This window comes from Epilithonimonas lactis (assembly GCF_900110605.1).
GTDB lineage: Bacteria > Bacteroidota > Bacteroidia > Flavobacteriales > Weeksellaceae > Epilithonimonas > Epilithonimonas lactis.
Genome location: NZ_FOFI01000002.1, coordinates 324,037 through 336,221, shown reverse-complemented (window position 1 = coordinate 336,221; position 12,185 = coordinate 324,037). Strand labels below are relative to the sequence as shown.

The following is a 12,185-nucleotide window of genomic DNA, read 5'->3' as shown; positions in this document are numbered from 1 at the left end:
AAATGCAAACCACAGATACAGTTCTAATGATAGAGCCAATCGCTTTCGGATTCAACGAGCAAACGGCGGTTAACAATTATTTCCAAGTTCAGCAGGAAGGAAATGTGCAGGAAAAAGCCTTGTACGAATTCCATTCTTTTGTTGAGAAATTGAGAGCGAAAGGCATCAACGTCATTACCATTAAAGATACGATTGACCCAAAAACGCCGGATTCTATTTTCCCTAACAATTGGGTGAGTTTTCACGCTGATGGAAAAATCGTTTTGTATCCAATGTTTGCAGAAAACAGACGTTTGGAAAGACGTGAGGATATCATTAATCAAATCAAAGAACAATTTGATGTCACAGAAATCATCGATTATTCCAAGATTGAAAACGAGGACAAATATCTGGAAGGAACCGGAAGTATGATTTTCGACCACGACAACAAGATTGCTTATGGCTCTGTTTCGTTGAGGTTGGATGAGGAACTTTTTAGAAAATTCTGTAGTGAGTTTGGATTTACGCCCATAGTTTTTCATTCTTATCAAACTGCTGGCGAAGAAAGATTGCCAATCTATCACACCAACGTGATGATGTGCGTGGCGGACAAGTTTGTCGTGATTTGTTTAGACTGTATCGACGATGAAACTGAAAGACAAAACGTCATCGATTCCATCAAAAATTCCGGAAAAGAATTGATAGAAATCTCCGAAGACCAAATGCAGAATTTCGCAGGGAATATGCTTCAGGTTCAAAACAATTCAGGAGAAAAGTTCCTGATAATGAGCCAAAGTGCGTACAAATCTTTGAAACCGGAACAAGTTTCCGCGATTAAAAAATATTCAGAAATAATCTACTCAGATTTGGAAACCATAGAGACCAACGGTGGCGGAAGTGCCCGATGTATGCTGGCAGAGGTTTTCTTGCCGAAGAAATAAAATTCAATGAAAGCTACAGATTTTTGTAGCTTTTTTATTTTTCTATTGTAAATCTTCCAAAAAAATAAGATATTGCTGTCATTATTTAGCACAAATGGAATTAGAAACTTATAGCGAAGGTTTACACATCTTATTAACGTTAAAAGTCAGCGAGGCAAATCTATTATTAGACTACGATTCTTTCATCAAAAGAGTAAAGGAAATCTTATCGGAAAATGAAACAGAAGTGGTTGGCGAGACGCATCACATCTTCTCAAACGGCAGTTTCACGTCGGCTGTCATTCTCAAAGAATCTCATTTGTGCATCCACACTTGGCCAGAGTTTTCTCAACTGACTTTCGATATTTTGCTGTGTAATTACTTCGGCGATAATTCTCACAAGACCGAGACGATTGCCAAGGCTGTGACCGACTATTTCTCAGGACAAATTATCAAAGAACACAAAATCCGAAGATGATGATTTACACCTGTCCCAGTTGCAAAAAAGAAAATACCTTAGACCTCGATTTCCCTGTTGAGAGCTACATCTGTAAGTCTTGCTCGATGTTGAGCGAGCAAGGTAAAATTATCAAAAATGTCAAAAAGCCAACTGAAAATGTGGTTTTGGAAGTTGGTCAAAAAGGGAAATTAGACGGAACGGAATATACTGTTGTTGCCATTGTGGTCAAGAAATATGGAAATTCTGTTTTCTGGCGAGAATATCACCTAAGAGATAAAAATCTCAACGAAGCTTTCCTCAGCGAGAGCAACGGCCATTGGGTGATAATGTTTCCAAAGACAATGCCCAACAAAGAATTCAAATTCCACGCAGAGTTTGAAGGCAAAAAATACCGCTGGTACGAGTCCACACCCAATAACATTGACTCGGCAACGGGTTTCTTCGAAGATAAACTCAAGTTCAGTTTAGCAACGTACAAGGAGTTTGTTAACGGAACCGAGATGGTTTCTTTGGAACAAGTGGGTACAGAAAAAACTTTTCTTTGGGGAAAACACGTTCCGAAAAGTGAAATCAAGAAAGCGTTCAAACCTGCTTATATGCCCAATTATTCGGGGATTGGGATTGTTCAGCCATATTATGTGAATCCAAGACAGCTGTTGAATGTCTTCGTCGTTGTGGCATTGATAATGAGTCTGTTTCAGTTTTACAACACGGTTTCCAGAAGCAATTATGAGGTTTTCAGCGATAATATTAGATTCGATTCTGTCCGAAGTAAGGAACTGATTTCCAAATCTTTCGATTTGAGTGGCGCATCGGCTCCGCTTAATGTCAAATTGTCCTCCAACGTCGATAATTCTTGGGCGAATGTAGAGTTGAGTTTGATTAATGAAAATTCCAATGAAATAGAATACACATCCCAAGACATCGAGCAATATCACGGCTACGAAAGTGGCGAAAGCTGGTCGGAAGGTGGTAAGGAAAAGGAATTCAATTTCTGTGGTGTGGCGCCCGGAAAATATCATTTTTCAATCAGCGCCCAAAAACAAGGCTTTGAACAACCAGCGGGAGAAACATTCTATGCGCCAGATGGCAAAAAAACGTTTGCTTACACAGGCGACGGCTTTGTAGATGTCATCCTGCCATCGGGAGAAAAAACAGCGGTGAACCTCGAAAATCTTCAACAAAATGATTCAACGACGTACGCAGAATTGGAACAGGCGAAGGCTTTCAAACTGAAAAATCCAAATTTCTCAACAAACATTCCAGACACAGATTCTGCCAATCCCAATTTCGCCATTCAGGCTTTTTGGAAACCGGTCAGTTTCTGGAATTACTTTATCATTCTCGGAATTATGGCTTTGCTCGTTGGACTCAATTATTGGGGAAAATATCTCTTTGATAAGACCAAATGGGAGAACAGCAACTATTCACCTTTTAACGATTACACAAGCTGATGGAAAAAATCATTAATTACATCAAAAAATATAAACTTGTAGTCTTCGCAGGCGTATTTTTTCTGGGTTGGTTTCTCTATTTGACCTACACAGGAAACCAGTTCTGCGATTGCGCAAAGACAGAGAAATACAGGGACGGAACCTCGAGATATCGCTCACACGGAACATCTGTTTACAGATATTATCACAAATAACTTTGATTAAAAAAAAATAAAAAACAATGGGAGAATTTAATTATTTACCGATAGTCAATTCAATATTATACGCTTTTTTGGGAGTCGCCATTCTTTTGGTTTGCTACCTCATCATCGAGAAATTGACGCCTGAAAAAACGTGGCACGAGATTTCAAAAAACAACAATACCGCTTTGGCAATTATCCTGGGCGCATTTATCATCGGGATTTCCATCATTATCAGCGGAGCGATTCATGGATAAAAAACGCATTTCTTTTGAATTGCTTCTGCTTTTTTCGGTGTTTGTCATTGCGACTTGCGGACTGATTTATGAGTTGGTTGCAGGCGCATTGGCGAGTTATCTTTTGGGAGATTCTGTCAAGCAGTTTTCTTTCATCATCGGCGTTTACCTATTTTCGATGGGCGTTGGGTCGTATTTTGCCAAGTTTATTCACAAGGATTTATTGAACAAATTTGTTGAGATTGAGATTCTCGTCGGAGTGATTGGCGGAATCAGTTCGGTGGTTTTGTTTTTTCTGTTTAATACGATTCAGCATTTTGAGCCGGTTTTGTACCTTTTCGTTTTCGTCACAGGATGTTTGGTCGGTTTGGAAATTCCATTGTTGATGAATATCTTGAAGGACAAAGTTGCTTTCAAAGATTTGGTTTCCAATGTTTTCGCCTTTGATTATATTGGCGCTTTATTGGCCTCAATCCTTTTTCCTTTGGTCTTGATTCCAAGTTTGGGGATTATCAAAACGCCACTTTTTTTTGGTTTGATTAATATTTCAATCGCCATTTTCCTATCGTTCTATCTGGAAAAAGAACTGAAAAATCCAATCGCTTTGAAGGCCAAATCCATTGTCGCCTTTTTGGGATTGGTCGCTCTATTTGTTTTTTCTGACAAACTTTTGGCCTTTTCTGAAGAAAAATTGTACGGCGAAAACATCGTTTACGCAAACAATTCACCTTATCAAAGAATCGTCTTGACGCGGAACGACAAAGATTTCAGGCTTTATCTCAACAACAATCTCCAGTTCTCTTCCGCCGACGAATACCGCTATCACGAGGCCTTGGTTCATCCCGCAATGTCAATGGCCAAGAATATTTCCAACGTTTTGATTTTGGGCGGAGGCGACGGTTTTGCGGTGAGAGAAGTTTTAAAATATAAAGACGTTAAAAATATCACACTCGTAGATTTGGATGGGCAAATGACCAATTTTTTCAAAGACAACGAAACGATGAAAAAACTGAATCACAGCGCACTTTCCAACCCGAAATTAGAAATCATCAACAAGGACGCGTACATTTGGATTAAGGAAAACAAGAAGAAGTACGACGTCATCATCATCGATTTTCCTGACCCTTCCAATTACAGTTTAGGGAAATTATATTCGGTTCAGTTTTACAAGGAATTGGAGAAAGTTACCACGCCGGATACCAAAATCGTAGTGCAAACCACATCACCTTATTTTGCGCCGAAGTCTTTTTGGTGCATCGAGAAGACCATTAATCAAATTTTCCCTTTCACAACGGCTTATCACACTTATGTTCCGAGTTTTGGAGAATGGGGATTTTGTTTCGCATCTTTCCAACCGATTGATAATAAAATTGTTAGAAAAATTCCTGATTTGAAATTTTATGATTATAATTTTAAGCAAATGTCCTACTTCAGCAAAGATATGAAGGCTGACAATCTGGAAGTTAACCGACTCGACAACCAGATTTTGGTTCGATATTTTGATGAAGAATGGGGCAAAATCCAATAATTTAAATCCTTAAAATTGTCTCAAAATCGCAATCAAATTTCCCGAAAATTCTTTCTTACAACAATGTTGTGGGCTGGCGTAATGTTGCCTTTTTTGCAATATTGCAAGCAAAAATCAAAATCGATTTTACTGAAGATTACAGGAACGAATTATGTTTTGGGACACCAGCTTTGGGCAAAGGATTTTCCGAAACCTACTAAAGAAATTAATGTCAAATTCCTGATTGTCGGCAGTGGAATCTCTGGACTTTCCGCTTGCAGACATTTGACCAAAAACAATGAAACGGATTTTCTTCTGGTCGAAATGGAAAATCACCTGGGAGGAAATGCTTCAAATGGTGAAAATAAGTTTTCAAAATTCCCGCTCGGCGCCCATTATCTGCCGATTCCCAACAAAGAAGATTTGGATTTGATTGAGTTTCTGAAGGAATGTAAAATCTTTCTCGGCGATGACGAAAATGGATTGCCAACCTTCGATGTCGAGCAACTTACGTTTCCAAAAGAAGAGCGACTTTTCTTCAAAAATGAATGGCAAAATGACCTCACGCCACAAAATGGAATTTCATTAAAAACAAAAAAAGAATTCGAGCGTTTTTTCAAATTAATTGACGAATTCCGAACCAGAAAAGATGCTTCTGGAAAGTATTGGTTTGATATTCCATTGGACAAATCCAGCCAGGAAATTGAAGCAAAAAATCTTGATAAAATCACGTTTGAAAGCTGGCTTCAACACAACCATTTTGAATCCGAAGAATTGCTTTGGCTGATGGATTATTCTTGCAAAGACGATTATGGTTTGGGAATGAAATACGTTTCTGCGTGGGCGGGAATCCATTATTTCGCGGGACGAAAAAACAATTGGGCGACCAACCGCCACAACCAGGTTTTCACTTGGCCAGAAGGAAATGCGCGATTGGCAAAGCATCTTTCGAAGTTTGCGGAAGATAAAAATCTGTCGCAACATTTGGTTTACGACGTCACTTGGAATGCCGAAAATGTGGAGGTTTTGGTTTTTGATAATCAAACTAAAATCTCTAAAAAAATTATTGCTGAAAAAGTGCTTTTTGCAACGCCACAATTCGTGAATCAACATATTTTCAAAGACAGAAAATTGACAAACTTCAATTATGTGCCTTGGCTGTTAGCGACTTTTACACTGAAAAATGAATTTGGTGGCGGTGAAGAATTGGCTTGGGACAACGTGATTTTCGGGACGGAAGGTTTGGGTTACATCAATGACCAACATCAAAATCTTAGTCAAAATATGGGCGAAAAAGTCATCACCTATTACCGAAGTTTTTCTACCGACGACTGCAAAAAAGCACGAAAAAAATTATACTATCAAAAAGATGAAGATTTGAAAAAACTGGTTCTTGCAGATGTGAAAGTCGCGCATCCCGAGATTGAAGATTTCATCCTTGATATTCAGTTTCATAAGTTGGGTCACGGGATGATTTCGCCGGTTCCGGATTTTATTTTCGGAGCGGAAAGAGCTTTGGCGAAACAAGATGTGGATGAGAAGATTTTCTTTGCGCACTCAGATTTATCGGGGATTTCTATTTTCGAAGAGGCTTTTCATCAAGGCATCAACGCGGTAAACGAAATGCTGAAATGATGAGACAGTCTTGGATTCATAATGCGAAAACGGATTGGCGTTTTATCTTGTCTCCGCCATTTTTGGTGTTGGCGGTGGTGATTTTGTTTCAAAGTCAGATTCAAAATCTGGAAAATCATTATTCTTTCTACACTTGGTTGATTCTCATCGTTTTTGTAGATGTGGCGCACGTTTACTCAACATTATTCAAAACTTATTTCATTAAAGACGAATTCCAAAAGCGGAAACTTTTGTACTTGGGAATTCCGGCAATCAGTTTGATTCTCGGTTTGATTTTCTATCAGTTTGGAAGTTTGTTTTTCTGGTCAGGTTTGGCGTTGGTAGCGGTATTTCATTTTGTGCGTCAGCAATATGGTTTTATGCGATTGTATGCCAGATTTGAGGCTAGAGGTTTTTCGAAATTTTGGGACGGCTTGGCAATTTATTCCGCCACGATTTTTCCGATGCTTTATTGGATTAAGACGCCCAGAGCGTTCAATTGGTTTGTGGAAAATGAGTTCAGTTGGACAAGTTCGATTCCCAATTATGTGCCTGTGATAACTGTGATTTATTTTGTAATTCTTGCGATTTGGATTTTGAAAACCGTTTATTTTTTCATTAATGAAAAATCATTCAACATTCCGAAAAACGCCATCATTGTTGGAACTTATCTGTCCTGGTATTTTGGGATTGTCTATTTTAATAATGATTTGATTTTCACCTTGCTCAATGTCATTTCTCACGGCATTCCGTACATCGCTTTGATTTACATCCGCGAAATTGAACAGAAAGATAATTCATCATTGAAAAAACTTTCCATCTTCAAAACCAGCTTTGGGATTTTCTTGTTTGTTTTGATTCTTCTGGGCTTTGCTTTTTTCGAAGAATTGATGTGGGAAGTCTTGGTTTGGCGTGAGCATTTTTCAATTCAAAACTTTGAGGTTTCCATATCTTGGCAACAGTTTCTGGTTCCACTTTTGGTCGTTCCACAATTGACGCATTATTTGCTGGATGGCTTCATTTGGCGAAATCAGAAAAAATAAAAAAACTCCCAAATTGCTTCGGGAGTTTCCTTTGAAAAAATTTAACGTGATATATAATGTAGTTATCTGGTGCGGTTTTTTATGTCCTTGTCTGCGCTGTCGATATCTCTAATCTTCTGAACTTTTTTGTTACCGAAGTTGTAAGTGATGCTGAAATTCACGCTGTGGTTGTATTGATTTTGATTGATGTAATTGAAGTTTCCATTTTCCTGCTGATCGGTGATCACCACTTTGTTTGTTTTTAAAATATCAAATATTTCCAGATTGAAGGTCCAGTCATTCCAAACCTTTTTGATGCTTGTATCAAGACTCATCAATGATTTCAGATATCCGATCTCGATCTGCTGATTGTCCACATACCAGTAGTTGACACCTAAGAACCAAGTTTTCTTTTTGTCTAATCTGATGGTGTTATTGGTCTGGATCAATAAACTGTTGGATTTAATTTTATTCACATAATCTGGGAAAACATCGCCTGTAATTGGGTCGGTATTTAGTGAACCATTATTAACATTTCTCTGTACACCAATGTTGAAGTTGGTCGTCAAATATTGTTTGAAAAAGTTCTTTTGCATCCCAAGCATTGCGGACATCTCTTGTCTGTCACCAAAATTGGTTCTGATGTATCGCAACTCTTTTGTTGTGACGCCATTTTTCACGATTTCCCTTTGTAGCGGAACCTGCGTGATCACATCCTTCGACAATGAATGATTGACAATAAAGAAATACGAATTCTTGAACATGTAAGTGAACTCATTCGTGTACACAGAAGATGCTTTCACGAACGGATTGTTCTGAGTGTAATTCACATCGGTCAAGATGTTTTTTACAGGATTCAGTTCCCAGAAGCTTGGTCTTCTCATTCTACTGGAGAAAGCGTAGGAGATATTATTTTTGTCATTGATCGCGTAGTTGATGCTGACGTAAGGCAAAAGATTGTTGTAATTTCTTTCGATATTACTGAAGTCGACATTGTCGGATTTCCCTACACTATTGGTAATTTCATACCTGGAGCCGATCTTTCCAGAGAATTTATCAGAGAATTTCTTTTCGAGAGTCAGATACGCACCGTAGATATTTTCGTCGTAGATGAAGTGGTTTGGGTTGGAAGAAGGGATTGTCGAAACCAGATTTCCGTTAGCGTCATAATTGTAAATGAATGTGTCACTTTTAGTGTCATTGTCGGTTTTGGTCTTGTTGAAATTCCCTCCGACAGAAACTGTGAGATCATTTTTAAATTTCTTGATGTAGTCGCCCAGGAAAGAAAAGTTGTTGATGATCTGAGGCGTGCTTTGCGTGATCTGCACCATTCGGTTTCCAATCTTCTGAAATGCATTAGAACCATAAGTGACGTTATCCGCATTTTGAAATCTTTTATAATTAAGATAAGCAGCATTCAAGTTCAGTTTACTTCCCAACGTATCGGTTTTCCATTCATAGTTCAAGTTCACAGAATTGTTGTAAGAACGGGAGTTTTCCAGGTTTTTGGTGTAATTATATTTGATATTGTTGATGCCGGCAGAATCACTTTTCACGGTGTTGAAGAGGTTGGATGTAGAGCCGTAACTTCTGTTTGCCCAAGAGTTGTAGGTCAATGCCAAGTTGCTGTTGTCATTCAATTGATAATCAATGTTCAAGTAGCCGCCAAGGTTTTTATTGGGGTCAGAAACTCTACCTTCCGATTGGTTGCTGAATCGGTCATTTCCATTTCTTAAAATATAATATTGCTCCTGAATATTCTGGCTCGTATTGATGTTGGAACTGATCCCTAATTTGTCTTTTCTATAATTAATTGAAAGTCCGGCGTAGGAAGAGTTGTAATAGCTTTGGGAATTTCCCATCCTTAGATTTCCGTTCAATCCATCGGTCATTTTTTTCTTCAGAATGATGTTGATGATGCCGTCGGAAGATTCCACCTGGTATTCACTTCCTGGAAGCGTGATCACTTCGATTTTCTGAATATTTTCGGCTGGTGTATTTTTCAGGAATTGCGTTAAGGACTCAGCATCCATATTGGTTTTTCTTCCATTGATGAAGATCACAGCGTTGTTCTTTCCAATGATCTTCAAAGTTTTATCATCTGTCGAAGAGACCAAAGGCGTTTGTTTTAAAATATTAAATGCAGTATTTCCTTTAGCAACTGGAGATGAGGCAACATCGTAGACAAATCGGTCACTTTCCTTTTTGAAAACCTGTTTTGTGATGGTTACAGCTTCAATATTTTTGGTGGCGGCAGAATCTGTTTTTGGCTTTTGCTGAGCATTGAGATAGATTCCCGAGAGGAGACTTAATCCTAAAAATAGTTTTGTATTGAGAGTTTTCATAATTTATTTTTTATAGTTAAGTTTCTGATTTTTATTAAGTTCTGGACTTGATGGCATCGTTCGCAGATTTCACTTCTCTGGCTTTTTTCAGTTTTTGATTTCCGAAGTTGTAGGTCACATTGATGTTCAATTCTCTACCGTATTTGAAGCTTCTCACACTGTTGTAACTTCCGTTGGCCTGCGTGGTTCTGATGTCATCGATGTTAGAATTTAAAATGTCATTCATTTCTACCAGGAAGGTAAAATTCCCCATGATCTTCTTGATGTTCAGATCCAAACTCTGTTGCGTTCTCAGTTTTCCGATTTCCATTTCTCTGGATGGCATCAACCAATAGTTAACGCCCAAATACCAATCTTTTTTAGCTGAAAGTCTCACCATATTGTTGGCTTGGAAGAACATGTTGAGTGTTTTTACATTAATGGTGTAAGGTTGCAATATTTCTGTCACGCCTTCAATTGGTTGCGAAGTTGGATCTTTCGTTACACCGCCGGAGATGGTTGCATATTCAAAATTGGCGGAGTAGTTGGTCGTCCAGATGTCGCTGAACCAAGCTTTGTTCATTCCCAAGGTCAATCCCAATTGTTTGTTGTTACCATAATTGGTTCGGATATATCTCAAGAATTTGGTTTCTTCTCCAGTTTCATTGTTGATCATTGTTCCCTGCAACGGCAATTGGCTGTACGCATTTTCTGCAAAGTTGAAACTCAAATTAGCATAGAAAGCATTCTTGTACATATAATTGATCTCCTGATTATAATTCTTCGAAGCCTGCATAAAAGGATTGTTCTGAATATAATTGGTCGGCGTAAAGTAAGTTCTGGAAGGATTCAATTGTCCAAATCCGGGTCTTCTCACTCGGCTGGAAAAACTGTAAGTAATGTTGTGATTATCGTTGATGGCATAGTTCAAAGTCGCATAAGGCAAAAGGTTGTTGTAATTTCTTTCAAAACCAATGTCCGATTTTCCTACAACGTCGCCTGTACTGATGGTTGCTTCAAATCTTGTCCCCAATTTTCCACTGAATTTTTCAGAGAATTTTCTTTCGTAAGTGGCATAAGCGCCGATGATATTTTCTTTATAGATGAAGTGATTGGAAAGGTTTGTATTGGTAATGAAATCCGTTCCGTCAAAATCATTCTGTCTCGTGTCACTGTCGGTATTGGTGAAGTTGTAGCTCGTTCCAATCGCAAACGTACTTTCATTTCTGAATTTCTTGATGTAATCGATGTTCGCTGCGTAGTTATTAATGATTTGAGGAACAGCTTGTTGGAAGGCGCTGTAACTGCCTATGTTAGATAAGGGAAACGTCTCGCCAAGACTTTTTTTGTCTCTGTTGAACCACAGATAAGAAACATTTGAAGTCAGTTTACTTCCAAGTGTATCGGTTTTAATTTCATAATTCAGATTGAAATTGTGGTTTCTTGTCTGCGCATCTTCCTGATTGATGGTTCTGTTTGCCAACTGACCATTTTCAAAATTCGTCATATCCAACACAGAACCAAAACTCTTGTTGTAACGCACATTGTAGCTGAATCCCAAACTTTGTTTTTTACTGATCTCATAATCGATGTTGATGCTTCCACCATAATTTTTGTTCGGATCATCCATCGTTCCCACAGACTCATTTCGGAACGTCGAATCGCCGTTGGTCAGCGTATATTTTTCTCTTTCTCTATAAGTTCCCATGTTGAAGTTGGAATTGAAAGACCATTTGTCCTGTCTCGCATTGAAGGCAATTCCGGAAGATGGATTGTTGTAAAAACTTTGGCTGTTGTTCATCTTCAAAGTTCCGTTGTAGCCATTCGTTTTTGATTTTTTCATCACGATATTAATGACACCTTCGTTTGCCTCCACCTGAAATTCACTTCCAGGAACGGTCACGACTTCTATTTTTTGGATATTTTCTGAAGGCGTATTTTTCAACATCTCTGTGATAGCTTCTGCATCCATCAGCGTTCTTTTGCCATTGATGTAAAAAACGACACTGGATTTTCCCATGATCTTGAAGACTTTTCCGTCTGTGCTAGACAACATTGGTGTCTGCTGCAAAAGGTTGAAAGAGTTGGTTCCCTTTGCAATAGGAGCGTTGGCAACATCGTAAACAAAGCGGTCAGACTTTTTCACGAAAACCTTTTTGCTAAGTTTTATTTCCTCAATATTTTTTGTCTTGGCTGAGTCTGTTTTTGTCTGCTGAGCGGAAATCATTCCTGAGAAAAAGATAACGGCGATGAGAATCTTGGCTTTCATAGTTGTTTGGTTTTGAGTAGTTGGCTTTTATTACTATTTGATAATGCAAAGATATATCGTAATATTAGTATTATGCAATACAAAGTAGTAAATAAAAATTAGTTTTGTTTTTAAAGCGTTGATTTTCAGTGTCAAAAATTTATACTCAGTTTATAGTTTAGACAATCGAACTTCAAATTTCATTACATCAGAAATTAAAATAAACTAAAAAAGCCTCTGCA

Annotated in this window: 10 protein-coding genes; 8 read left to right on the top strand and 2 right to left on the bottom strand. The window is 38.2% G+C overall.

Annotation, left to right across the window (positions count from 1 at the left end):
* The first annotated feature begins 2 nt into the window (after window positions 1-2).
* From ctlX to BMW39_RS06740, 8 genes are all read left to right on the top strand, one after another.
* A complete protein-coding gene (gene ctlX / locus BMW39_RS06775; protein WP_034973290.1) occupies window positions 3-920 on the top strand; it encodes a citrulline utilization hydrolase CtlX in 918 nt (305 codons plus the stop codon).
* Between the two features lie 94 nt (window positions 921-1,014).
* A complete protein-coding gene (locus tag BMW39_RS06770; RefSeq protein WP_034963200.1) occupies window positions 1,015-1,377 on the top strand; it encodes an S-adenosylmethionine decarboxylase family protein in 363 nt (120 codons plus the stop codon).
* Complete coding sequence (locus BMW39_RS06765; RefSeq protein ID WP_245750460.1) at window positions 1,374-2,813, top strand: DUF4178 domain-containing protein; 1,440 nt, start codon at window positions 1,374-1,376, stop codon at window positions 2,811-2,813. Before BMW39_RS06770 ends, BMW39_RS06765 begins: the two co-directional genes overlap by 4 nt.
* Window positions 2,813-3,007, top strand: a complete 195-nt coding sequence (locus BMW39_RS06760) for a hypothetical protein (protein ID WP_228374632.1) — start codon at window positions 2,813-2,815, stop codon at window positions 3,005-3,007. The genes BMW39_RS06765 and BMW39_RS06760 overlap by 1 nt, the downstream gene beginning before the upstream one ends.
* Before the next feature lie 26 nt (window positions 3,008-3,033).
* Window positions 3,034-3,249, top strand: a complete 216-nt coding sequence (locus tag BMW39_RS06755) for a DUF350 domain-containing protein (protein WP_034963198.1) — start codon at window positions 3,034-3,036, stop codon at window positions 3,247-3,249.
* Window positions 3,242-4,756 (top strand): polyamine aminopropyltransferase, encoded by a 1,515-nt coding sequence (locus BMW39_RS06750; RefSeq protein WP_034973288.1) that lies wholly within the window; start codon window positions 3,242-3,244, stop codon window positions 4,754-4,756. The genes BMW39_RS06755 and BMW39_RS06750 overlap by 8 nt, the downstream gene beginning before the upstream one ends.
* Window positions 4,757-4,771: 15 nt before the next feature.
* Window positions 4,772-6,370, top strand: coding sequence for a flavin monoamine oxidase family protein (locus BMW39_RS06745; RefSeq protein WP_245750459.1), 1,599 nt, complete (start codon window positions 4,772-4,774; stop codon window positions 6,368-6,370).
* Window positions 6,367-7,392, top strand: a complete 1,026-nt coding sequence (locus BMW39_RS06740) for a hypothetical protein (protein ID WP_245750458.1) — start codon at window positions 6,367-6,369, stop codon at window positions 7,390-7,392. Before BMW39_RS06745 ends, BMW39_RS06740 begins: the two co-directional genes overlap by 4 nt.
* 62 nt (window positions 7,393-7,454) lie before the next feature.
* On the opposite strand, the gene BMW39_RS06735 is transcribed toward BMW39_RS06740, so the two are convergent.
* Window positions 7,455-9,716, bottom strand: coding sequence for a TonB-dependent receptor domain-containing protein (locus BMW39_RS06735; protein WP_034973285.1), 2,262 nt, complete (start codon window positions 9,714-9,716; stop codon window positions 7,455-7,457).
* Between the two features lie 34 nt (window positions 9,717-9,750).
* Window positions 9,751-11,964, bottom strand: a complete 2,214-nt coding sequence (locus tag BMW39_RS06730) for an outer membrane beta-barrel family protein (protein ID WP_034973283.1) — start codon at window positions 11,962-11,964, stop codon at window positions 9,751-9,753.
* Window positions 11,965-12,185: the final 221 nt, after the last annotated feature.